Source organism: Achromobacter sp. 18P8.1.1, assembly GCF_057799415.1.
On sequence record NZ_JBYOKH010000071.1, the window covers coordinates 1 to 24,258 of the forward strand.

Annotated in this window: 20 protein-coding genes; 3 read left to right on the plus strand and 17 right to left on the minus strand. The window is 64.9% G+C overall.

Annotated elements, in window-relative coordinates:
• From AC27VE_RS28705 to flgB, 13 genes are all read right to left on the minus strand, one after another.
• Nucleotides 1-1,593: methyl-accepting chemotaxis protein (locus AC27VE_RS28705; RefSeq protein WP_488705648.1), on the minus strand; the 1,593-nt coding region annotated here is incomplete at its 3' end.
• A 109-nt stretch (nucleotides 1,594-1,702) separates the two neighbouring features.
• Entirely contained in the window at nucleotides 1,703-3,664 is a 1,962-nt protein-coding gene (locus tag AC27VE_RS28710) for a methyl-accepting chemotaxis protein (RefSeq protein ID WP_488705649.1), read from the minus strand.
• A 141-nt stretch (nucleotides 3,665-3,805) separates the two neighbouring features.
• Nucleotides 3,806-5,065: a flagellar hook-associated protein FlgL gene (gene flgL, locus AC27VE_RS28715; RefSeq protein WP_488705650.1), complete on the minus strand. Its 1,260-nt coding sequence runs from the start codon at nucleotides 5,063-5,065 to the stop codon at nucleotides 3,806-3,808.
• 47 nt (nucleotides 5,066-5,112) lie between these two features.
• Entirely contained in the window at nucleotides 5,113-6,786 is a 1,674-nt protein-coding gene (gene flgK / locus AC27VE_RS28720) for a flagellar hook-associated protein FlgK (RefSeq protein ID WP_488705651.1), read from the minus strand.
• 73 nt (nucleotides 6,787-6,859) lie between these two features.
• Nucleotides 6,860-7,837 (minus strand): flagellar assembly peptidoglycan hydrolase FlgJ, encoded by a 978-nt coding sequence (gene flgJ / locus AC27VE_RS28725; protein WP_280028573.1) that lies wholly within the window; start codon nucleotides 7,835-7,837, stop codon nucleotides 6,860-6,862.
• Between the two features lie 2 nt (nucleotides 7,838-7,839).
• On the minus strand, nucleotides 7,840-8,976 hold the full coding sequence (locus tag AC27VE_RS28730) for a flagellar basal body P-ring protein FlgI (RefSeq protein ID WP_488705652.1): 1,137 nt from the start codon (nucleotides 8,974-8,976) through the stop codon (nucleotides 7,840-7,842).
• A 2-nt stretch (nucleotides 8,977-8,978) separates the two neighbouring features.
• On the minus strand, nucleotides 8,979-9,668 hold the full coding sequence (locus AC27VE_RS28735) for a flagellar basal body L-ring protein FlgH (protein WP_006224598.1): 690 nt from the start codon (nucleotides 9,666-9,668) through the stop codon (nucleotides 8,979-8,981).
• Nucleotides 9,668-10,453, minus strand: a complete 786-nt coding sequence (gene flgG / locus AC27VE_RS28740) for a flagellar basal-body rod protein FlgG (protein ID WP_488705653.1) — start codon at nucleotides 10,451-10,453, stop codon at nucleotides 9,668-9,670. Before flgG ends, AC27VE_RS28735 begins: the two co-directional genes overlap by 1 nt.
• A gap of 64 nt (nucleotides 10,454-10,517) precedes the next feature.
• Complete coding sequence (locus tag AC27VE_RS28745; RefSeq protein ID WP_006224596.1) at nucleotides 10,518-11,279, minus strand: flagellar basal body rod protein FlgF; 762 nt, start codon at nucleotides 11,277-11,279, stop codon at nucleotides 10,518-10,520.
• Nucleotides 11,280-11,317: 38 nt separating this feature from the next.
• Complete coding sequence (locus AC27VE_RS28750) at nucleotides 11,318-12,805, minus strand: flagellar hook-basal body complex protein (RefSeq protein WP_488705654.1); 1,488 nt, start codon at nucleotides 12,803-12,805, stop codon at nucleotides 11,318-11,320.
• Nucleotides 12,806-12,876: 71 nt separating this feature from the next.
• Complete coding sequence (locus AC27VE_RS28755; protein ID WP_488705655.1) at nucleotides 12,877-13,575, minus strand: flagellar hook capping FlgD N-terminal domain-containing protein; 699 nt, start codon at nucleotides 13,573-13,575, stop codon at nucleotides 12,877-12,879.
• A gap of 20 nt (nucleotides 13,576-13,595) precedes the next feature.
• Entirely contained in the window at nucleotides 13,596-14,015 is a 420-nt protein-coding gene (gene flgC, locus AC27VE_RS28760) for a flagellar basal body rod protein FlgC (RefSeq protein ID WP_488705656.1), read from the minus strand.
• Between the two features lie 22 nt (nucleotides 14,016-14,037).
• A complete protein-coding gene (flgB, locus tag AC27VE_RS28765) occupies nucleotides 14,038-14,445 on the minus strand; it encodes a flagellar basal body rod protein FlgB (protein ID WP_006224592.1) in 408 nt (135 codons plus the stop codon).
• 177 nt (nucleotides 14,446-14,622) lie between these two features.
• Here flgB and flgA point away from each other — a divergent pair, with 177 nt between their 5' ends.
• The 3 genes from flgA to AC27VE_RS28780 all read left to right on the plus strand — a co-directional run bounded on the left by flgA (nucleotide 14,623) and on the right by AC27VE_RS28780 (nucleotide 16,275).
• A complete protein-coding gene (gene flgA / locus AC27VE_RS28770; RefSeq protein WP_488705657.1) occupies nucleotides 14,623-15,339 on the plus strand; it encodes a flagellar basal body P-ring formation chaperone FlgA in 717 nt (238 codons plus the stop codon).
• Between the two features lie 127 nt (nucleotides 15,340-15,466).
• The gene (gene flgM, locus AC27VE_RS28775; protein ID WP_088588368.1) at nucleotides 15,467-15,760 is read left to right on the plus strand and encodes a flagellar biosynthesis anti-sigma factor FlgM; all 294 of its coding nucleotides are present in this window, start codon (nucleotides 15,467-15,469) and stop codon (nucleotides 15,758-15,760) included.
• Nucleotides 15,761-15,798: 38 nt separating this feature from the next.
• Nucleotides 15,799-16,275 (plus strand): flagella synthesis protein FlgN, encoded by a 477-nt coding sequence (locus AC27VE_RS28780; RefSeq protein ID WP_488705658.1) that lies wholly within the window; start codon nucleotides 15,799-15,801, stop codon nucleotides 16,273-16,275.
• Nucleotides 16,276-16,361: 86 nt separating this feature from the next.
• Here AC27VE_RS28780 and flhF read toward each other — a convergent pair whose 3' ends face one another.
• The 4 genes from flhF to AC27VE_RS28800 form a co-directional block, all read right to left on the minus strand.
• Entirely contained in the window at nucleotides 16,362-19,154 is a 2,793-nt protein-coding gene (gene flhF / locus AC27VE_RS28785; protein ID WP_488705659.1) for a flagellar biosynthesis GTPase FlhF, read from the minus strand.
• Entirely contained in the window at nucleotides 19,151-21,271 is a 2,121-nt protein-coding gene (gene flhA / locus AC27VE_RS28790; RefSeq protein ID WP_088588370.1) for a flagellar biosynthesis protein FlhA, read from the minus strand. Before flhA ends, flhF begins: the two co-directional genes overlap by 4 nt.
• A 3-nt stretch (nucleotides 21,272-21,274) precedes the next feature.
• The gene (flhB, locus tag AC27VE_RS28795; RefSeq protein WP_488705660.1) at nucleotides 21,275-22,429 is read right to left on the minus strand and encodes a flagellar biosynthesis protein FlhB; all 1,155 of its coding nucleotides are present in this window, start codon (nucleotides 22,427-22,429) and stop codon (nucleotides 21,275-21,277) included.
• A 185-nt stretch (nucleotides 22,430-22,614) separates the two neighbouring features.
• A complete protein-coding gene (locus AC27VE_RS28800; RefSeq protein WP_488705661.1) occupies nucleotides 22,615-24,162 on the minus strand; it encodes a methyl-accepting chemotaxis protein in 1,548 nt (515 codons plus the stop codon).
• Nucleotides 24,163-24,258 lie beyond the last annotated feature (96 nt).

Genomic DNA, 24,258 nt, shown 5'->3' on the forward strand with positions numbered 1-24,258 from the left:
CTGCGCCAGTTGGCGGGCCGGCACTTCAATCACTTCACCCGCATTGATCTTGAACACGGCCACGGCCTGAGCCAGACGCTCGGCCTGATCCTGCAGGGAGCCCGCGGCGGCTGCCGCTTCTTCCACCAGCGCCGCGTTCTGCTGCGTCACTTCGTCCATCTGCGACACCGCGCGGTTGACCTGGTCGATGCCGCTGGACTGCTCGTCGGACGCCGCCGAGATCTCGCCCATGATGTCCGTCACGCGCTTGACCGAGGCCACGATCTCTTGCATGGTCGCGCCCGCGCGTTCCACCTGCTGCGAACCCGCGCCCACCTTGGTGACCGAATCCTCGATCAGGCCCTTGATTTCCTTGGCCGCCTGGGCGCTGCGCTGCGCCAACGAGCGCACTTCGCCCGCCACCACCGCAAAGCCCTTGCCCTGCTCGCCCGCACGTGCAGCTTCCACCGCGGCGTTCAACGCCAGGATGTTCGTCTGGAATGCAATGCCGTCGATGACCGAGACGATCTCGGAGATCTTGCGCGAGCTGGCGGAAATGCCCTGCATCGTGCTGACCACTTCAGACACCGCCGAACCGCCGCGCTCGGCCACGTCCGAGGCGCTCGCCGCCAATTGGTTGGCTTGGCGCGCGTTGTCCGCGTTCTGCTTCACCGTGGAGGCCAATTGCTCCATCGAGGCGGCCGTTTCTTCAAGCGACGCGGCTTGCTGTTCGGTACGGCTGGACAGGTCCGTGTTGCCCGCGGAAATCTCGCGCGAGCCCACGTTGATTTCATCCACGCCGCGGCGCACCGTCGATACCGTGCGCGCCAGGCTTTCCTGCATGCGTTTGACCGCTGCCATCAACTGGCCGATCTCGTTGGACGAATTGACGTCCACGCGCACCGTCAGGTCGCCGCCGGCGATCTTGTCGAAGCTGTCGCTGACCGTGCGCAACGGACGCAGGATCACGCGGTTCATGAACAGGAACGCGCCCAGCGACACCACCAGGATCAGCGCGGCCAGCGCAAGATACACAAAAGCCATCGTCGACGTCTGGCTACGCGCGGACAGGACCCGCTGCTCGCTGAAGGCGTTGATGTCGTTGGCGAATTCGGTCAACTGCTTGGAGAACGCGCCGCTGGCGGCGCCCGCCTTGGTGTTCTTCAAAGACAGATACGCGGCCGAATCACCCTTGTCCAATGCGCCCATCATGGACTGCAGCGCTTCGGAGAAGGTATTGAACGACGTCAGCAGGTCGCCCTCGGCGGCCTTGCCAAGCGCCGTCACCTTGGGAATCGCCTTGAAGCTTTCCATCTTCTTCTTGGCGTCGGCGATGAGTTGCTGCACGGTGCGCGAGTTTTCAGCCGCCCCGTTGGCGTCGCCCGCCGCGCGCTGCGCCGCGGTGATGTCGGCGCGTATGGTCGCGCGCAGCATCTGCGTGTAGGCGTCCTTGATCAGGTTGCTTTGCTGGACGCTCAAGGAGTCGAGGGCGTTGATCGTGTCGGCGCTGGAACGCATGCTGTTCCAGCCCAGGGCAATGGCAACCAGTGCGGCCAGGGCAACTGCCAACTGAGCGAGCATCAAGCCCGTGCGCACCTTCAGATTGCTGAACATTTTCCGATAGTTCCGGTAGTCGTCCCGGCGGCGCGCTGTGGCCGCCGGACCGTAAAGGGGGGTAATGCGTGTGCTACTGCCTGTTCAATGCACTGAGCGGGTCATCCCGTCAGAAGGACTCCCAATCATCATCCGCGGGTGGAGGCCTGCGGCTGGCGGCGGACGCCGCTGGCGCGGCATCCGTGGCGCTGTCCGCGCGAGTGGCCGGGCGGCGCAAGGGACGCGCCACCGTGGCGGCCGAGGCCGCGGGTTTGGGACGGGCCACTTGTGTCTTGCGAGGCGCGGGCTTTGGAGCCTGCGCTTCGCCCGCGTCGGCTTCAGCTTCGGCCTGCGGGGCCTGAGGCGCCTGCGAAGCCGCCTGAGAAGCATTCTGTGCAGCGTTCTGTGCGGGCGCGGCCGGCTTGGCCAGGCGAGCGGCAGGTGCTGCCGGGCGGGAGGCCGGAGCCGCTGCGCGCGGTGCCGGCATACGCGGAGCATCCGGCTGTTGTGCCAACCGATGCGCCGGCACTTCAATCACTTCGCCCGCGTTGATCTTGAATACCGCAACCGCTTCGGCCAGTCGCTGGGCTTGTTCCTGCAGGGAGCCTGCGGCAGCGGCCGCTTCTTCCACCAAGGCAGCGTTCTGCTGCGTGACCTCGTCCATCTGCGACACGGCGCGGTTGACCTGGTCGATGCCGCTAGACTGCTCTTCGGACGCCGCCGAGATCTCGCCCATGATGTCCGTCACGCGTTTGACCGAGGACACGATCTCTTGCATCGTCGCGCCTGCGCGTTCCACCTGCTGCGAACCTGCCCCCACCTTCGTGACCGAGTCTTCGATCAGGCCCTTGATTTCCTTGGCCGCCTGCGCGCTGCGCTGTGCCAGCGAGCGTACTTCGCCCGCCACCACCGCAAAACCCTTGCCTTGTTCGCCCGCCCGTGCAGCTTCCACCGCCGCGTTCAACGCCAGGATGTTGGTCTGGAATGCAATGCCGTCGATGACGGAGACGATTTCGGAGATCTTGCGCGAGCTGGCGGAAATGCCCTGCATCGTGTTGACCACTTCCGCCACCGCCGAACCGCCGCGCTCGGCCACGTCCGAGGCGCTTGCCGCCAGCTGGTTCGCCTGGCGTGCGTTGTCCGCATTCTGCTTCACCGTGGAGGCCAATTGCTCCATCGATGCGGCGGTCTCTTCAAGCGACGCTGCCTGCTGTTCGGTACGGCTGGACAGGTCCGTGTTGCCCGCGGAAATCTCGCGCGAGCCCACGTTGATCTCGTCCACACCGCGGCGCACCATCGCCACCGTGCGCGTCAGGCTTTCCTGCATGCGTTTGATGGCGCCAAACAATTGCCCGATCTCGTTAGTACTGCGCACTTCGATCCGGCCGGTGAAGTCACCGCCCGCGATCTTGTCGAAGTGGTCTCCCGCCTGGTGCAGCGGACGCAGTACGGTACGGTTGATGAACACCCAGCAACCCAGGGCCAGGACCAGCGCGATCGCCAGCAACGCGATGGTCACGGTGCGCGAGATGTTGTGGTCGACTTCAGCCTGAACCACCAGTTCGTCGGTACGCTTGTCCAGGAATTCCAAGACCCCGTTCACGGCTTCGCGGAAAGCCGTGTTGGCGGCGCTGCCCGCATCATTCAGATCCAGGTAGTCCTGCACTGCCATCTTGGACAACGCGGCGGCTTGGCGTTTGTAGACGTCATCGAACTGCTTGTAGGCCGTTTCAAGCTTGGCCACCAGCGCCTCGGAACCGTCCATGCGCGGCGCCTTGCGGAACGCATCGAGCCACTTGGCGCCTTCCTGCATGAGGACGTCGGCGCGCCTGGTCTGGTCATTGGCCTGTTCGGTCTTGCCTTGCTGCATGTCCATCAGCGAGGTCGCCAACAGCAACCGGCCACGTAGCAAGGCGGCGTTGGCGCGGTTGAGCTGCGTACCCTGATTGGAATAGGCGTCGTTGACCTGCTCCAGCTTATTGTTGCTGGAATTCAACCCCATCCAGGCCACGCCATTGGATATGAACATGGCGCCCGTGAAGAGCAACAGCACCAGAACGATACAGGTGCGAACTTTCAAATTGACAAGCATGAAATATCCGAGCGTTAAGCAACGTGAAACGACACTACCTACCCTGCACGCAACCACGGACGCCCCGGCCTTTGGCCAGAAGCGTCCGTAAGGGCGCAAATCTCCGCACGCGATCCGTGCGCTTTTTGGGGTCCCGCCGCGTTACTTGCGGCTGAACAGGCTGGACCCCTGAATGGTCATGAAGGCCGCCGATGCGGCTTGCAGCGCCACTTGGCGCAGCGCAAGCTGGCTGGCACCGGCGTAGTAATCCAGATCTTCCAGGTCGGACAGGGACTTGGAGTAAGAAAGCCCCTTCTGCGTGCCAGTAGCATCCAACGCTTCCAGCTCGTTCATGCGTGCGCCAACCGACGCCGCCACGGTCAGCACGTTGTCATAGTTGCTTGCAAGCTTCTTGTTGGCGCTCGCCAGCTCGTTGTTCAGCTTGGCCATCGCCACCTCATCGCCAGCGATGGGGGAATCAAGCACCTTGATCAGGCTGTCCAACGTATTGAACATATCGACATCAGCCGACTGGATGTTCTGCACGTCGATCACGTCGCCGTTCTTGGGCGTGCCCTTGACCACGACCGCCACCCCGCCGAAATCGATCGAAGAGTCCGCCGTATAGGGGGTGGGGCTGGCAGGCGGCGCCGGGGTGGTGACAGGAGGAACTGGCGGATTCGCGTTCGGATCCGTCGTGATCACGCGGTATCCCATATTGCCCGTTGTGGTATCAGACTCGAACTGCAGGCTGAAATTCTTGCCGATATTGGGGCTACCCGGCGTAACCGAAACCGTACCGAACTGGGCAGTGCCCTGGTTGGCCGACGCGGCGGTGGCGACATAAGCCTGAGAACCGGGATTGGCGCGGTTGAAAATATCACTGCCCAGATCGGCGGTCGACAGTTGGCGCGACTGGTCCACCTGTACGGTACGCTCGCCGGTGGCGCCGCTGTAGACGATCTTGCCGTTGGCATCCTGCGAATAAGGAATCACCCCGCCCTGGTAGCCCGAAAACAGGTATTGCCCGTTACCGTCCGTGCTATTGGCCAAGCCCAGCAATGCGTCGCGGGCGCTCTTCAAGGCCGTCGACAGCGCCTGGCGATCACTGTCGGCAAAGGTGCCGTTACCCGCCTGGATGACGCGCGTGCGGACATCCTGCAACGCCGTCGTGACCGCGTCGAGCACGTTGTTTTCCTGCCCGAGATTGGTCTTTGCCGTATTGCGATTCAGCCCGTAAGTCGCGTTCATGCTTTGCGTCTGCGCAACACCGATCGACAACGAGGCTGCCAGCGGATCATCCGCCGGGCTCAAGAACTTGCGACCGCTGCCGACCTGTTCAACCAGGCGGTTCATGTCGGATTCCTGCGCGAGAACGCCGCTCAGGCCGTTCGTGTACATCATGGTGGTGCTCAGGCGCATGGTGCAACTCCGGATATCTTTTTAATCATCACAGTTCAACGGTCCGATCAGCCGCGCAGGCCCAACAGCGTGTCAAAGATGGTGCTTGCCACATCGATGATGCGGGCACTGGCTTGATACTGCTCTTGGTAAAGCGACAGGCTTACATACTCTTCATTCAAATTGACGCCCGACACCGCTTGCTGGGCGGCGGTCGTCTGCTTGATCAGATTGACCTGAGCCGTGGCGGCCGATTTGATCTGCGCCGTCTGCACGCCCACGGTGTTCACGACCTGCGCGAACATGTCAGTGGTGCTCATGGTGCCGTGGCCCAACAACTTGGCGTTCTGCAGTTCAGCGAGCTTCAGCGCGTTCTTGCCGTTGGCGTCGCCGCCCGCGATATCAGCCGCCGCGATCTTGTCCGGATCCGTGATGAGGACATTGATGTCGCGTGCAGCATTGCGCGTCGGCGACAACGACCACTTATCGCCGGCCTGCGGCGGCGAATCGATCGTCAACGTCACGCCCATTTCGGCGTCCATGTTCAGGACGGCGTTGGGCGGCGTGCCGGTTGCCGGGCCGTTATAGACTTGCGTGCCCTCCGGCATGCGCAACACCTGATAGTTCGTACCATCGAACGAGATCTCGTAGTCTTTGGCGTTGATGTTCGCGAGGTTCGAGAACTGGCCCGAAATCTGAGCATTGCTCTTGTTCTGCGTATTCGGCACGGCCCCGGGCGATCCGATGCTGAAGAAATCCGTTCCCGGGTTGCCGCTCTGGTCAAGGCCTTGCTTGTGCTGCTCGTTGAAGGACAATGCCAGCCCGACGGCCAATTGGCCCAGCTGGTTCTGCATGACGTCCAGCGAAGACGCGCGGAACTGCAGCAGACCGCCCAGCTTGCCGCCGGTCACGTCGCTATCGGGCATCTCCACCGCCACCGTTTTGCCGGCACCCGCAGGCAACGTGTAGGCCAGCACCGTACGGCCGGCGTCCTTGGTGGACGGCACGGCCTGCAGCGGATAAATGGTCGTACCGGACAATAGCGACTGACCGCCCTTGGCGAGCGAGATATTGATTTTGCCCCCCTGCTCATACGTAGTGATGCCGACGAGCTGATTCAGCTCCATGACGGCTTGATCACGTTGATCGAGCAGATCGTTGGGGGGGCTGCCACCCGCTTTGCCGGAAGCAAGTGTGATCTGCGAATTCAGATCGTCGATTCGGCTCAGGTAGCTATTGACCTGTTCAACGGTCGTCGTAATCTGCGTATTCAGACCTTCACGCAGATTCTGCATTTCGGTATAGGCCGAGCGGATCTGCGTCGTCAGGCTGTTGGCTTTACCCAGCAAATCGGCACGCGCCGCGGGATCGGCGGGCTTGCTGGCGACCGTGTTCATGCTAGTGAAAAAGTTGGTCAGGCCCGGGGCAATACCGACCGTACGATCGGAAAACAGGTTATTGACCTGGGACACCTGGTCCAGCTGCGCCTGCAATTGGGCGCCGCTGCCCTGCGCGCCGACCAGCTGCTTGTACAAGAAGCTGTCGTAGCTGCGCTCGACGGTGTCGACCTGGACGCCGCGGCCGATGTATCCGTTGCTGGTGGCTTGCGCGCCCGCGGTGGACGTCATCACGCGCTGACGGTTGTAGCCCACCGTGGTGGCATTGTTGATGTTGTGGCTGGTGGTGGCCAAACCCGCCTGTGCGGCGTTCAGCCCGCCCAATGCCGTTTTATACAAATTCATGCTGACAATGCCCCGTATGTAACCGCAGCTGTTATCTCTGGATACTCCATTAACGGCAGGAGATCGTCCAAATTTAGAGTCCTTCCAACATCTGGCGAGAATTTTCCACCTGTGTGGCCGCCCCTCTGAGTTGGCCCATGATGCCGATCAGTTTCTGCGCATAGCGCGGGTCGGTGGCATAGCCGGCATCCTGGATCTTGCGCGCCGCGTCAACCTCGTTGCGTGCCTGGGTGACGGCCTCGTAACGCGGGCTGTTGCCGATCAGGCGGGCGTAGTCCGCGAACGATTCCTCGTACGACGCATAGGCGCGGAAGGGTTGCGTCACCTTTTTCGCGACGCCGTCTTCGTATTCCGTGGTCAGCACGTTGACGACCTTGCCCTTCCAGCTGGCGCCCGCCTTGATGCCGAACAGGTTGTAGCTCGTGCTGCCGTCGGCGTGCTTGATTTCGCGTTGGCCCCAGCCCGACTCCAGGGCCGCCTGGCCCATGATCAGGCGCGCGGGCACACCGCTTTGCTGCGACGCCAGATTGGCCGCGCGCGACATCTTCGACACGAAGTCCACAACGTGCTCCGGCGCGCCCTCGGCAGCGGCCAGCGCGCGGTCGCTGGCGCGGTTGTTGCGCATCACGTTCAGCAACGCCGACACTTCCCGCGAACCGCCGGTGCGGAAATCCAGATCAGCGCCCTGCCCGATCGCACGCACGGCGTCATCGGACACGTCGGCCGGCTTGCCCTGCTGCATCTGCGCCAGGATCGACTGCGACAACCCGATGCCGGGGGTCGCCAGGTGCAGCGCCAACTGCTCGTCCGCCATGGATTGCAGCATCTGCGTCTGTTGCGAGTCGAACAGCCCTTCCTTGGGCGTCGCCTCGCGCATGCGCTTGACCATCATCTGCAGGAACAGGGCCTCGAACTGCTTGGCGACCTGCTTCTGCTGCTCGGTGCCTTCGGGGTCTTTCTTGACGTCCCGTTTCAGGTCCGACAGGCGCCCCATGTCGAAGACCGAATCTTGCCGGGCGGCGCCCCGGGACGCGTCGTTTGCGACAGCCATCGTCAGATGATTTCCAGTTCGGCGCGCAAGGCACCAGCGGTCTTCATGGCCTGAAGAATGGCCAGCAGATCCTGCGGCGTCGCGCCCAGGGCATTCAGACCCTTGACCACGTCAGCCAGATTGGCGCTGGTGCTCACGCGCTGCAGCGAGCCATTGTCCTGGCGCACTTCGATCTGGGTGTTGGGCACCACCACCGTCTGGCCCTCCGTGAAAGGCGTATCCGGCTGCGACACCTGGTTCTGGCGGTTGATGATGACCGACAGGTTGCCGTGCGCCACGGCCGCCTCTTCGATCATGACCGTGCGGTTCATGACGACCGAACCGGTGCGCGCATTGATGATGACCTTGGCCACCGTCGGCGCGCGCGCCACCTGCAGGTCTTCGACCAGCGACAGGAAGCGCGCTTGCGAGGCCTGCTCCATCGGCGTGCGCACCTGCACCACGCGCCCGTCCAGCGCCGTCGCCGTGCCCTGGCCGAACTTCTTATTCAGCGCCGTCGCCACGTTCTGCGCCGTGCCGAAGTCGGTATTGTTCAGTTCCACGTGGATGTAGCCGTCGCGCGAGAACGTGGTGGGCACGCCGCGCTCGACAATGGCACCCGCGCTGATGCGGCCGCCGTTCAACTGGTTGATCTGCACGCTGGAACCGCCCGCGGAAGCGCCGGCCCCGCCCACCAGGATGTTGCCCTGCGCGATCGCGTAGACCTGGCTGTCCGCGCCCTTCATGGGCGTCATCAGCAAGGTGCCGCCGCGCAGGCTCTTGGCGTTGCCCATGGAAGACACCACCACGTCCAGCGTCTGGCCGGGCCGGGCGAACGCCGGCAAGGTGGTCGTGACCATGACCGCGGCCACGTTCTTCAACTGCATATTGCTGCCGGCGGGCACCGTGATGCCCAATTGCGACAGCATGTTGGTCAGGCTTTGCTGCGTGAACGGGGTCTGCCGAACCTGGTCGCCGCTGCCGTCCAGGCCCACGACCAGGCCGTAGCCGATCAGCTGGTTGCCCCGCACGCCCTGGATCGTAGCCAGGTCCTTGAGCCGTTCGGCCTGCGCCGCGCCGGCGCCAACGACCAGTCCGACCGCCACGCAGACGCGGGCGAACAGGGACAGCAAGGCGGATATCGGAGTCGGGTGTGTCATGGTCAGAACGGCGAAGCGATCAGGAAGAAGCGTTGCAGCCAGCCCATGGTCTGGACTTCGTCCATGACGCCCTTGCTGCGGTACTCGATGCGGGCATCGGCCACCTGGGTGGACGACACGGTGTTCGTGCCGGTGATGGAACGCGGATCCACCACGCCTGCGAAGCGAACGTATTCGCTGCCGCGGTTGATGGCGATCTGCTTTTCGCCGGCCACTTGCAGGTTGCCGTTGGACATCACGCCCACGACCGTGGTGGTGATGGTGCCGGTGAAGGCGTTGTTGGCCGTGCTGTCGCCCTTGCCCTGCGACACGTTGCCGCCTTTGGCGTCGGTGTTCAGGTTCGCGCCCGCCCAACTGTCCATGAACGACGGCGCCGCGGCGATGCCGAGCGAGGTCGACCCCGAGCGATTGGTGTTGGTCGCCACGTTTTTGGAGGCATTCGTCCGCTCGTTCAGCACGATGGTGACGATGTCGCCCACGTTGCGCGGCCGGCGATCCTCGAACAGGGGATAGTTGCCGTACGTGGTCGGCTGATAGATGGAGCCCGTGGGCTGCGCCATCGGCATCGGCGGCGGCGGCGGTGCCGCCGTGGTCGGCCCGGTCACGATGGGCTCGGGCGGGATCATGGCGCAACCGGCCGCCAGCATAGCCAGCGCCGCAGCGAATACCAGACGCAGGACAGACATGGGCATCACAGTTGGGACAGGCGGGCCAGCATCTCGTCGGAGGTCTTGACCGCCTTGCTGTTCATTTCATAGGCGCGTTGCGTGGTGATCATGTTGACCAGTTCCTCGGCAACGTTCACGTTGGAGGTTTCGACGTAGTTCTGCATGATCGAACCCGCGCCGTCCACGCCCGGCTGCAACAGGTTGGCCGGGCCCGATGCGTCCGTTTCCAGGTACAGATTCTCGCCGATGCTTTGCAGGCCGGTGGGGTTGATGAAGGTAGCGATCTGCAATTGGCCGATCTGCACGTTCACGCCGGCGGCGCCGGGTTGCGTCACCGAAACGATGCCATCCTTGCCGATGGAGATCGACAGCGCGTTGTCCGGCACGTTCATCGGCGGCTGGATCACATAGCCGCTGACGGTCGTCAGCTGGCCGTTCTGGTCGCGCTGCAGCGCGCCGTCGCGCGTGTAGCCCTGGGTACCGTCAGGCAGTTCCACTTGCAGGAAGCCGCGGCCATTGATGGCGATGTCCATTTCGCCGCCGGTGTTGTTCAGGTTGCCGTCCGTATGGATGCGTTCGGTAGCGGCCACGCGCGCACCCGTACCCAATTGCAGGCCGGACGGCAGTTGCGTGGCGTCGCCCACCTGGGCGCCGGGCTGGCGCAGCGTCTGGTACATCAGGTCCTGGAACACGGCGCGGCCGCGCTTGAACCCGTTGGTGGAGACGTTGGCCAAGTTGTTGGAAATCACGTCCATGGAGGTCTGTTGACCTTCCAGGCCCGTTTTGGCAATCCACAACGAACGCATCATGATGAAGTACTCCTGGTGCCGCGGTCTGGCCGCGCGCGAAAATTGTTTAAATCAGCCCGCGGGATCAACCGACGGACAGGATCCCGTTGGCGCGTTCCGCGTTGCGGTCCGATTGCTGGATCACCTGCATCTGCTGCTCGAATCGGCGCGCGTTTTCGATCATGCCCACCATCACCTTCATGGGATTGGTGTTGCTGCCTTCCAGCACGCCGGACAATACGCGCAGGCCCGGGTCCGCGGGCGCCGGTGGCGCCGGCTGGCCGTTGACCGGCGCCAGACGGAAGACGCCGTCATCACCGTGCACCAGTTGCGCATTGTTCGGGTTCGCCAGCTTGATGCGGCCCAGGTTCAGGATGTTGTTGGGCCCGTCGCCGGCGCCGATGGCCGTGATCGTGCCGTCGGAAGTGATCGTCAGCGCGGCCTGGTCCGGCACGTCGATGGGGCCGCCCTGATCGGACAGCACCGGCTGGCCCAGCGAGGTCTGTAGCAGGCCGTTGATGCCGACCTGCAGGCTGCCGCCCCGGGTATAGGCTTCGCCCTGCGGGGTCTGCACCGCGATCCAGCCGTTTTCGCTGGCCAGCGCCACGTCCAGGTCGCGGCCCGTGGTCTGCATGGTGCCCATCTGGAAGCTGTTGCCGGGCGTGGACGCCACCGTCGAAACGCGCGTAGGCAGACTCACCCCGTCCGTCATCGGAACCGACCGGTACAGCGCGATCTGTTCGCGAAAGCCCGTCGTGTTCACGTTGGCCATGTTGTTGGCGAGCGCCGCCTGATGCTCAGTGATACGCGCTGCGCCATTCATGGCGGTGTAGATGATTCTGTCCATTGCCTATTCCGTCGGTGTCGTCGCGAGCCTGTAAGGCTTTACTTCAGGTTCATCAGGACTTGCATGATTTCGTCCTGGGTCTTGATGGTTTGCGAGTTGGCCTGATAGGTGCGCTGGGCGATGATCATGTTGACCAGCTCCTTGCTCATATCGACGTTGGACGCTTCCGTCGCTTGGCCCACGACCTTGGACAGGCCGTTGGTGCCCGGCTGGCCCAGGATTGGCTGGCCGGACGCTGCCGTTTCGGTCCAGGCGTTGTTACCCACCGGTTGCAGGCCTTGAAGATTGGAAAAATCCGCCAGCACAATCGTGCCGACGATTTGCGTTTCGCCATTGGTGTAGCTGGCGACCAGGCTGCCATCACCACCGATGTTGATGCCGCTGAATTCACCAGACGTGTAGCCATCCGGCTTGGCGACCAGCTTGTAGTCGCTGCCATACTGCGTGGTGCCCGTGTAGTTCATCGAGATACTCAGCGGGTCGGCCGGCGTCGTGGTGCCACCGGGCGTCGCGAAGCTAAGCGTCACGACCGGGGCGCTGGTCAGCGCGCCGGCCTTATTGAACGTGAACTGCTGGGGATTGCCCCAGGTCCCAGCCGCTTGGGTCGTCGGCGCCATGGCCTGGCCGTCCATCGTGTAGTACACGTCGTAGACGCTATTGCCGGCGGCGTCGGCCGGGCGTTTGACGAAGTACTGCATCACCTGGTGAGAGTTCCCCAGGGAGTCGAACACCGTCATGGGCGACGCGTTCGTGTAGCTGCTGGAGATGGTGGGATCGAACGGACGGCCGATTTCAGTGACTGCAGCGGTGAAGTTCTTGTATCCCGGCACCTGGGTGACGTCGCCCGTGGTCACGGCACCCGCGGCATCCACCGTGATCAGATTGGGCGCTGCGCCGTAAGTGCCCGCGGGCGGCTGGTTCACCCAGACAATCGTGCCCGCCGGGTCGCGCGTGAATTCGTACTGCGTAGCCGGCGAAGGCGGCGTCGTGCCGGTCATGGTCACCGAACCATTCACGGCGGGCGCAGTCACCGTATCCGTCAAGTACACCACTTTGGCATTCGCATCCAGGTTGGCCACCGTGGTGCCGGTGCTGGACGCCTTGGGCGCGACGTTGGCGGTGGGCAACTGCAGCTCAACCGGGTTTGCGCCGATCGCCCCGGCCGGGTAACCGGTCATGCGGTAGCCCTGCGCGTTGACGATGAAATTGTTCTTGTCGACCAGAAACTCGCCGTTGCGGGTGTACATCACCGCGCCGCTCTGGTCGGTAACTCGGAACATGCCCTTCGCACCGTCGATGGCGATGTCGTATTCGCCGCCACCGCCGTTCACCGCACCTACCGTGAAGCGCTGCGTGATCGCCGCGACCTTCACGCCCAGGCCCACGCGCGAGCTGGCGTACACGTCAGCGAACGACGCGGTCGACGACTTGAAGCCGACGGTGCCGGAGTTGGCGATGTTGTTGCCGATTACGTCCAGGTTCTGCGATGCGGCGTTCAAGCCGCTCAATCCTTGTCCGAAGCCCATGTTTTCTCTCGCTAATCTTTATCTAGGGAAGCCGTCGCACATGCGCCGGCGCCGATTCAAATCCGCCCGGTTCAGGCGCCGATTACCTTACGCACGTCCAGCATGCTGGTCTGGCCGTCCAGGCCCAGATCCAGACGCAAGCCGTTGGTGGAATACGCCACGCTCTTGACCTGGCCGTAGCTCAGCACTTCCGCATTCACCTTCTTGCCGTCGCCGTCGGTCGCCAGCACGGACACGGTGTACGCGCCCGCCTCCATCGCCACGCCGCTGTCGTTCTTGCCGTCCCAGTTCAGCGTGTACACGCCCGTCTTCTGCTCGCCCATTTCGATAGTGCGCACAACCGCGCCGTTCGAATCCGAGATGCGGACCTGCACCTTCTGCGCGTCGCCCTGCAGGTCCAGGCCGTAAGGCGTGACCACGCGTTCGGCGGCGTTGTCGCCATCCACGCCGACCTTGACCTTGGAGCCGGGGATCAGCACGCCCTTGCCGATCATCGCCACGGCGTTCATCGACTGCGACACGTCGATCTGGCCGCTGATGGCCAGCATGGTGTTCTTCAGGTTGGTGATGCCTTCCACCGTGGAGATCTGCGCCAGCTGCGAGGTCAGCTCGGCGTTCTGCATGGGGTTCAGCGGATCCTGGTTCTGCAGCTGGGTCACCAGCAGCTTCAGGAACTGGTCCTGCAGGCCCTGCGCGGTGCTGGAGCCGTTGGCGCCGCTTTGCGCGAGGCCCAGGCCGGTGGTGCTGGTGTTCTGGTCGACGGTGGTCATGGATTCACTCTGTCAGGAAATTAGGATTGACCGATGGTCAGCGTCTTTTGCATCAACGACTTGGCGGTGTTGAGGACTTCGACGTTTGCCTGGTAGGACCGCGATGCCGCGATCATGTTGACCGTTTCGGCCACCGGGTCGACGTTGGGCATGCTGATATAGCCCTGGGCATCGGCCAACGGATGCTTGGGGTCGTAGACCTGCTTGAGAGGAGATGGATCCTGGATGACGCCAGCCACCCGGACGCCGCCGATCTCCTGCCCCAGCGCCTGGCCGGCAGCGGGATTAACCTGGAACACGACCTGGCGGGCGCGATACGGCTGGCCGTCCGGACCCACGACGCTGTCGGCGTTGGCCATGTTGCTGGCCGACACGTTCATGCGCTGCGATTGCGCGCTGAGCGCCGAACCGGCGATATCGAAAATGCTCAACAAGGACATTGCCTGTCGCTCCCTTTATGGATCAATCCTGAATGGCCGTCTGCATGGTCCGGATGCGACCGGAAATCATCTGCATGGTGCTTTGGTAGTGCAATGTGTTGTCGGCGAACTGCACACGCTCGATATCCATGTCCACCGTGTTGCCGTCCATGCTGGGCTGGTACGGCAGGCGGTACAGCAGCTCGGTCGGCCCCTGGGACACGGCCTTGGCCGGGATATGGCGTGCCGACGTCAGCGCCAGCGACGTATCCGGCAGGCGCATGGTGCCTTCCATCGCCGTCTGCATCGCTGCCTTGAAGTCAAAGTCGCGGGCTTTGTAGTTGGGCGTGTCGGCATTGGCGATGTTCGACGACAGCACTTCCTGACGCTGCGCGCGCAGTCCCAAGGCCTGCTGATAGAACCGGAAATCTTCGTTAAGCCTGTCTAGCATCGTGGCGCCTTCGTGCGTTGCAATACGGATAGAGCAAGGGACTTCGGACGCACCGTTATCCCATTGGATGACGGCATCATAGGGGCCGGCGGCCAAACACAATCAGCCAAATAACCCGCCATTTCTCATCCAATTCACGTATTGCCGAACGGCGCGGACTCCTACAATTCATCCATCATGAAAATCTCCGCACGACATCTCCGCGCGCGCGCCGGCTGCCTGATCGCCCTGGCCCTGGCCTCCTCCGGGAACGCCCAGGCGCAGGACGCCGCCAGCCAGGCGCCCGAGGCGATCGCCGTGGCGGCACAAAGCTATCTGCTGGACCAATTGGCCGGACTACCTGGGCAACCGGTCATCTCCATCGACCCACCACGCGCAGAGCGCCTGGCCCCGTGCGACGCCATGTCCCCATTTATGCCGTCGGGCATGAAGCTGCGGTCGCGCATGACCGTCGGCGTGCGCTGCAATGCGCCCAAGCCGTGGACGACCTACGTGCAGGCGACCGTCAGCGTCCCCGGCTACTATTACGTCGCGTCGCGGATGATCGCGGCCGGCCAGGCACTGACGCCGGACGACCTAGCCCCCCGGGACGGCGATCTGGTGTCGCTCCCGCCCGGCGCCATCACAGATCCCCAGACCGTCGTCGGCATGACGGCCGCCTATCGCATCAATGCCGGACAACCGGTCCGCGGATCGTCGCTGCGCAACGCCCAATCCGTCGTCCGCGGTTCAAACGTCCGGATCAACGCGCGCGGCAACGGTTTCGTGGTCAGCAGCGAAGGCCAGGCGCTGGACAACGCCGCGCCCGGCGCGATGGTCCAGGTACGCACGGCCAGCGGCCAGGTGGTCAGCGGCGTGGTCAGGAATGCGGGGCTGGTTGAAATACAACTGTAGGTAATGTTACAAATCGCGCTGCACCAGCCGACGGCCTGCCCTAAAGTTCGTTCCAGCCCTGCCGTTACAGAGACATAAGTAGGCGGATCCGTCGCAAACCGACCCAGGACGCCCTGCGGAGAAAACCTTGAAAATCAATTCGACCACCAACCGGCCCATTTCTGCCGATGCCGTTGCCCAACGCCCGGATTCCGCGGTTGCGCAGGCGTACGGCGCCAGCAATGGCGGCGGCTCCAGCAGCTCGCAAGTGGCGCTGAGTTCGGCGTCGCGCAAGATGCTGGCCCTGCAAGACGGCTCGAACGACATCAACGTCGAGCGCGTGGCCGCCATTCGCGCCGCCATAGCTTCGGGCCAGTTGAAGATCGATACCGGCAAGATTGCCGACAGCCTGATCGCCAGTGCGCGCGATCTGCTGAAGTAATTCTCCGTTCACCGTCCTACCGACTTCGAAGCACGATCATGAACCCCGTCGACTCCCTCCAGTCCTGCATGCGGCAGGAAGATGCCCTGATCTCCGAGTTCTCGACCATTCTGGAAGAAGAGACCGAAGTGCTCGTGGGTCCGGGGAACGTCGGCGCACTGCAAGCCATCACCGAACGCAAGGGGCGCATTGCCCAACAACTGGTCGACCTGAGCGAAACCCGGGACGGCCTGCTGTCGGAGATCGGCCTGCCCGTTGGCCACGCCGGCACGGAACAAGCTGCCGTGCAGCACCCGCAATTGTCCGAGATCTGGCAAGCGCTGCTGACAAAGTCGGCCTCTGCCAACGAAATCAACATGCGCAACGGTGCGCTGATCGACGTGCACCTGCGCTATACCCAGCAGTCGCTGGACGCGTTGCGCAACATCAACGGCGTGGGCGTCACTGCCACGTACGACGCGCAAGGCCGAGGGGCGCGCAGCGCCCCGGGTCGCAAGCCGATTGTGGCGGGCTGACCGCCCTTTTTCGTTTTCTTCGCTTCGGCGATAAAAAAAGGCGGCGCATTGCGCCGCCTTTCTATTGGTGCGGACTCGCCTTGGGATTACGCCCCGCCGGTCATTTCCAGCATCGCGAACATCTTGAGGATTGCCACGGGCAACATGCGGCCCGACAGTTTGCGCTCCGAACCCACGATGCCCGACAACGGCCCGCGGACCACATCCGCGGACGGAGAGTGCGCCATCTGCCAGCAGGCGGCGCCCAACTGGCCCGCCATCAAGGACTGCCGCGCCAAGGTATGCGCGCCATCCACCGCCGGCAACGCCTGCCAGGCATTGGCCATATAGCGGAACCCGGCGCGCGCCTCATCCTGCAGCACCAGCCAGCGTGCCACGGTGGCGGCATCGGCCTGGGACGCCGGCAAGTTCGTCACGCCGAACAGTTGCGCGGCGATCTCGCCGCTTTCGGTATCGATCAGCCGCGCGCACACCAGGCGCATCGCTGCCCCGTCGCTGTTCTTGCCCGGCAAGGCGACTTCCGTGCCCGACGCCCACAGTGCGAGCGGCACCCGTTTGCCGGCTTTTTCGGTCAGCAGACCGGGCATGTCGCCCGGCTGGCCCACCGGCAGATAACCCACGCTCTTGCCGACCGCATTCAGATTGGTGGGGCATTCGTCCTGGATCACCCGCATGCCGCCGGGGCAGCGCGCCACCCACGATGCGCCCTGCCCGGTCAAGGACTGCCACAGGCCGGACGTGCCCGCCTCCAGCAAGTGCACCAGCGGCAGGCGCGGCAATTGTTCGCCCAGCCAGCGCACGCGGGCCTCCAGCGCCAGGGCCGCATCCGGCTGCCCGGGCGCGGCCGGCGCAAACGACGTCAACATGCCATGCGCCAGCGCCAGCTGCTGCGCCGGCGCGGCCAGGGCGGCGCCGCGGTCGCTCATCAGCAACGCGCCCAACAGCGTTCCCCCAGGCAAGCCTTCGCCCTTCATGGTGGTCTTGCCGTGCACGGCCAGCAAGTGGCGGTGGCAGGTGGCCGAGAATTCGCGCCGCACCATCGCCAGCGGCTCGTCGCCCAGCGCGGCCAGGCTTGCGCCCGCCCCATCGCCGACGTACTCGCGCCACGACGCGCGCGCCTGAGCGCACGCCGGATCGCTGTCCAGCATGGCGATCGTATCGTCAAGATTCTGCGCGGCCGCGATAGACGCCGACCCGCCTTGCGGACGCAGGATCGCGGACGCTAGCAACTGGCGGCGGCGCGCGGGATCCACGGCATCGGCTTCGCGGGCGGCCGGCGCCAACGACGCCAGGTCCGCTTCACTGGGCGTGTAGAGCGCGCGGGCGCGCTCGACCATCGCGAAGGCGCGGTCGATGAGCGTGTCGGCGCGCGCAAGCTCCATGTGCTCGGGCACTTTCTGGCCGACCGACATATAGTGGATCGGCAGCCGGTGGCGGATCGCCGTATCTAGCGCGGCGCCCAATCGCGTGGCCTCATCCAGTTTGGTAATGATGCAGCCGGCCACGTCCTCGCCCACGCCGTTGCGGTAGGCATGCGCCACTTCGTCCAGGGTGTCGCCCTGGCTGGCGGCGTTCAGCACCAGCAGGCGGCGCACCGGCTTGCCGGCGTTGCACAGCATGGCGGCCTGCTCGGCCACCAGGCGGTCACGCTGGCTGATGCCGGTGGTATCGATCAGCACGATCTTGCGGTTGCCCAGTTCGGCCAGGATGCGGCGCAACTCGGCGGCATCGCGCACCGAGTGCGCCGGCACGCCCATCAGGCGGCCATAAATCTGCAATTGTTCCAGCGCGCCGATCCGGAACAAGTCCGTGGTCAGCATCGCGACCTGGTCTCGCCCTTCGCGGGCCACGCAGCGGGCAGCCAGTTTGGCCAGCGTCGTGGTCTTGCCGACGCCGGTCGGCCCCACCAGCGCGTAGACTCCGCCGGCCAGGAATTCGTCTTCGGATGCGACAACCGGGAGGTGCGTCACCAGTTCATTGCGCGCCCAGGACTGGGCGGCGTCGGCCGTCATGCCTTGCGGCAGCCGGTCCACGAGCGCACGCACCAGCTTCGTGCTGAACCCCGCGTCCAAGAGGCTGCGGAACAGCGCGGCGGCGGCGGGTTCGCGGCCCGAACCCGGTCGGCCGCCCCACAGCAAGCCATCCATGCGGGTTTCCAGCGCACCTCGCAACGCGCTAATGGCATCTTGCAAACCCGCGGCGGTGTCTGTCGGCAGCGCGGCGGCAGGCATGGCCGGCGGCTGGCGCAACGGCGCATCCGGCGTCCGGGCCATGGAAGGCGCGGCGGCCACAGGCGGAGGCATGGGCGCGGCAGCGGCAGGGGCAGCCATAGGCACAACGGCAGGCGCAGACATGGACATGGCGGCAGGCGCCGGCATGGCGGCAGGCGCCGGCATGGCGGGCATTGCCGGGCGGGTCGGCGGCAATGCGGGCAACTCTACCCGCGTCGCAACCGCTGCCGGTTGTGCGGGCGCAGGTTGCAGCGGCGTGGGATACGGCACGGCCGGGGCGGAGGTAGCGCCGCCGACGTCTTCAGGCCCCGTGTCCTCTTCCGGCAATGCCGACGACGCAAACGCAGACTGGTAGGCCGCGATCGAACGGGACGGCGCGGCATAGCCTGTCTGCGGCATGGCGGCAGGCGCGACGGGAGCAGCAGGAGCCGCATATGACCGCTCGGCGGGCGCCGGGGAATACGGGGCGGCCTCCCGTTGCGGCGTCTCGGAGGCCGCATCGTCAAACGCGCCCTCGACGGTAGCCAGCACTTCCACACCGCCATCCACGCTGCGGTTCGACACAATCAGCGCATCCGGCCCCAGCACCTGGCGCACCTGGCGCATTACTTCACGGCTGTTGACGCCAAAAAAGCGGCTTATCTTCATGGCCCATTGCTCCCGCCGATCAGCGCGGTCACGCGGACCATGCGCTCATCGGGAATTTCAGTATTCGACAACACGCCCAGCTGCGGCAGGTGGTGGCGCAAGAAGCGCGACAGCGGCGCGCGCAGCACCGGCGACACCAGCAGCACCGGCGCATTGCCCTGCGATTCCTGGCGCTCGACCGCCGCCTGCGTTTCGCGCAGCAAGGTATCGGCCAGGCCGGGCTCCAGCCCGCCGGTACTGGTCATGGCCTGCGACAGCACGCGTTCCAGCTTTACATCCAGGCCGATGACCCGCAGCTCGCCCTCGCCGGGGAACCATTGCTGCGTGATCGCGCGACCCAGCGAACGGCGGGTCAGCATGATCAATTCGTTGATGTCGGGCTGGCCGCCCGAGCCAGCCGCCTGCGCCGCCAGGCGCGGACCGTGTTCGGACAGCGTATCGATGATGGTCCGCATATCGCGGATCGGCACTTCTTCGGACAGCAGGCCCTGCAGCACCTTCTGCAGCGCGGTCAGCGACAGCGTCTTTGGCACCAGGTCCTCGACCAGCTTGGGCGCATCGCGGCCGATACGGTCCAGCAGTTGCTGCACTTCCTGGCGGCCCAGCAGATTCGAACCGTGGCGGTGCATCAAGTGGTTCAAGTGCGTCGCCACCACCGTGCCGGCATCCACCACGGTGTAGCCCGCCACCTGGGCCTGGTCGCGCAGGCCGCCGTCGATCCACAGCGCCGGCAGGCCGAACGCGGGGTCGGTCGTGGGCGTGCCCTTGATCTGGACGGTGACACCACCCGGGTCGATAGCCAGCCACTGGCCCGGCATCGCCACGCCATGCCCCACTTCCACGCCCGACAGCAGGATGCGGTAGTCGTTGGGCTTGAGTTCCAGGTTGTCGCGGATATGCACGACCGGCGGTAGGAAGCCGACGTCCTGCGCGAACTTCTTGCGCAGGCTGCGGATCCGGTGCAGCAATTCGCCATTCTGGGCGTGGTCCACCAGCGGAATCAGCCGATAGCCCACTTCCAGGCCCAGCTGGTCGACCATGGACACGTCATCCCAACTCGCCTCCGCAGCCGCGGCCTGGGCCTGCGTGACCGCTTGCGGCGGAATCTGCTCGGCGGCCTGCGCCGCCTTCTGCCGGCGCTTGTGCAGCATCCAGCCGCCCCAGCCCAGCGCGCCGGCCAACGACAGGAAGGCGATGTGCGGCATGTTGGGGATCAGGCCCATGATGCCGATGATGCCGGCCGTCAGGAACAGCACGGCGGGGTTCGAGAACAGCTGGCTGATGATCTGCTGGCCGATGTCCTGGTCGGTCGACACGCGGGACACGACCACACCAGCAGCGGTCGAGATCACCAGCGCCGGGATCTGCGCGACCAAGCCGTCACCGATGGTCAGCAGCGTGTAGACGCGGGCCGAATCGCTCATCGACATGTCGTGCTGCGCCACGCCCACGATCAGGCCGCCGATGATGTTGATCGCCATGATCAGCAGGCCGGCGATGGCGTCGCCGCGCACGAACTTGCTGGCGCCGTCCATCGAGCCGAAGAAGTCCGATTCCTGCGAGACCTCGGCGCGACGGCGACGCGCCTCGTCTTCGCCGATCAGGCCCGCATTCAGGTCGGCGTCGATCGCCATCTGCTTGCCGGGCATGGCGTCCAGGGTGAAGCGCGCGCCCACCTCGGCGATACGGCCGGCACCCTTGGTGATGACGATGAAGTTGATGATGGTCAGGATCACGAACACGATGATCCCGACGGCGAAGTTGCCACCCACCAGGAAGTGGCCGAACGCCTCGATCACCTTGCCCGCCGCATCCGGCCCGGTATGGCCGTTGAGCAGCACGACGCGCGTCGACGCCACGTTCAGCGACAGGCGAAGCAGGGTCGCAAACAGCAGAACGGCCGGGAACGCGGCAAAATCCAGCGGCTTGCGCGTGAACATCGCCACCAGCAGGATCATCACGGACAACGCGATGTTGAAGGTGAACAGCAAGTCCAGCAGGAACGTGGGCAAGGGCAGCACCATCATGCCCAGCACCATCACGATCAGGACCGGACCCGCCAGAAGCCGCGCGTGGCCGGCCCCGCTACTCTTCAACATGGTGAGCAAAGCGCTCATTCCTTAAACTCCTTGTGCTGCGGTGTTTGCCTGCGGGTCCAGTGCGGCGGGCACGGCCAGTCGGGTCGGAGCGGTCGGTTCGACCCCCCATCCCGAGCGCCACGAACGCAGCTGGAAGACCCACGCCAGCACTTCCGCCACCGCGGTATATAGCTCGCCCGGGATTTCTTGCCCCAGTTCGACGTGTTGATGCAATGCGCGCGCCAGCGGCGGCGCCTCCAATGTGGGAACGCGGTGCTCGGCGGCCAGTTCGCGGATCTTGGCCGCGATCAGCCCCGTGCCCTTGGCGATCACGCGCGGCGCGCCGCTCTTTTCCTCGTCGTACTTCAGCGCCACGGCGTAATGCGTCGGGTTGGTCACCACGACGTCCGCCTTCGGCACCTCCGACATCATCCGGCGCCGCGCCGCCTGGCGCTGCTGCTGGCGGATGCGCGCCTTCACGTGCGGGTCGCCTTCGCTTTCCTTGTGTTCCTGGCGCACGTCTTCCTTGGACATGCGCAGCTTTTTCAAGTGGCTCCAGATCTGCCACGGCACGTCCAGCATCACGATGATCAGCAGGGACGCCACGATGAAGGTGACGCACAGCGCCACCAGCGACAGCGCCTTGGTCAGGGCGGCCGACGGCGCCACGTGCATCAGGCTCAGCATGTCGTCGTGGTAGCGCCAGATGACCCAGACGGCCACGCCGCCCACCAGCATGGCCTTGGCCAAGGCCTTGATCAATTCCACCACGGTCTGCGACGAGAACATCCGCTTCAGGCCGGCAAAAAGGCTGAGCTTCGAGAAATTCGCCTGCAGCGGCTTGCCCGAAATGACGATGCCCCCCAGCAGGACGCTGGACAGGACCGCCACCACCACCAGCACGCCGAACACCGGCAGGGTCGCCAGCAACGCGTGGCCGAAACCGCTGACGGCCTGTTCCACCATCACGCCGGGGTCGGCCACGATGCGCTGATCGAACGCCAGGCCGTTGCGCAATACGCCGCTCAGGCCCTGGTAGAGGGCGCCGCCGCTCATCCAGATCACCGCGACACCGGCGGCCAGCATCATGAACGTGCCCAATTCCCGGGAACGCGCAATCTGCCCCTCCTCGCGCGCCTTTTCCAGGCGCCTGGGAGAGGCGGCTTCGGATTTTTCGAGGTCGCTTTCTTCGGCCATGCTCTGCGGTGTCGTTGCGGCTCGCGGATTTTCGGATTACGAGCTGCCCGCCGAGATTCTAGGAGGCCCCGGGGTTTGGCGATCACCCAAGAAACGGGGGGAAAGCGGCGCTATTCCCGGATGCGCAACGGGCCTGGCGCTCCGCCCCTGACCGGCTGCCCGGCGGCGGCCGGCCCCGCGCCCGGTCAGCGCCCCGCCGAAACTGCCTCTTGGAGTGGCGCCGCGCCTTCCAGCGCGGCCTGGAAGCGCACGTAGTCCAGGCCGATGCGCACGGCGCCCCAGTGTTCCGGCCCCAAATAAATGGGAATTGAAATGTCATTCACGATTTCACCGGTGTCCCGCGAATAGGTCTGAAACAGCATCGACCCCGTATTGGCGGCCAACCGGGCGCCGACGGGGTCGTCGAAAATCCGCTTGTTGCGCACCCGGGCGATATCGATCGCGGCATCGCCCGTGGGCGCGTGCGAAAACCGGCTGTTGTGCGCCGGTGCGTAACCCCGGCTATCCACCAGGATCGTGTAGATGCCGCCGGGCACCGCTTCCAGCACGCTGTCCAGCAATCGGGTCAGGGGCCCGTCGATCGCCCGGTCGTACAGGGTGTGGTAGCGCGCCGGCTCACTGCCGGGGATGCGCTGGTAATGCCGGTCGAACACGTCCACCCCTTGACGGCGCGCGTCTTCCAGCAGGCGGACGGCCGCAGCCCGGAAGTCGTCCACGGCGTCGGACAGGTGGTCGAACGCGGTATTGCCGGTGCGCATGTCAGCCAGCACTTCCTGCACGCTTTCGGTCTGGCGGCGGATGCGGTCGATCTCGCCCGACATGTGGCCCACACGTTCCAGCACGTCGGCGCTCAGCGCCGCGATGCGTCCGACTTCCTGGCTCATGCCGTGGTTGGTGGCGTCGACGTCGCCGATCGCCTGCACCACCTCACCCACCTGGCGGTTCATGCTGTCGAAGTCCCGCACGAAACGTTGGAAGTCGGCGCACGTGCGGTCCAGCACCACGCCGGAGGCGTCCACGTCGTCGCGCAACGTGCCCGTCTGCCGCTGGGTGGTATCCACCAGGTCCAGCATCTCTGCCGTGTGCCGGCCGATATCGCTGGTAGCGGCGTTCACGCGTTCGGCCAGCCGACCGACCTCGCTGGCGACCACCGCGAAACCGCGCCCGGCGTCCCCTGCCCTGGCAGCCTCCACCCCCGCGTTCAACGCCAGCAACTGTGTCTGCAAGGCAATGTCCTTGATCAGCTTGCTGATGTCGCCCACCGAACGCGCGCGCCCGGTCAACTGCCCCACGACCTCGGTGAATGCGGCCATCTCGCGCGTCATGCGGTCCACGCGGGCCTTCACCTCAGACAGCTCCGCCAGGGCCAGCTCGGCCGCGTGCAGGTTCCGGCTCGAAACCTGGGCGATTTCACGGGCATGGTCGGAAGTGGACGTAGACAAGGCGGCGATCTGCGCGCCGCTGTCGGCCAGTGCGCCCGCCGCCCGCGCCTGCTCCTGCGCAAGGAGCGAACAACGTCCCGCCTGGAACTGCGTGCGGGCCGCGTTCAGTGCGATTTCAATGCTGGATTGCCGCACGGTCATGATCCGCCGGCGGATCTGCCCCAGAAAGCGATGCAGTGGAAAAACGGCGGGACTGATCGGCAGCGTGCGATCCGACAGCATGGCGTCGCCGCGGTTAAGCCGGCGCAACAACCCCCACATGCCGCCCAAGCGGAATACGGATCTGGCCAAGATGGACCTCCTTGTGCTGGCCCGGATCGCCTTCTATGGGCATCCGTTGCCTGGCGCGCTTTGCGCGCGCCGTGTCTCTTGCTGCAAGGCCCCGTT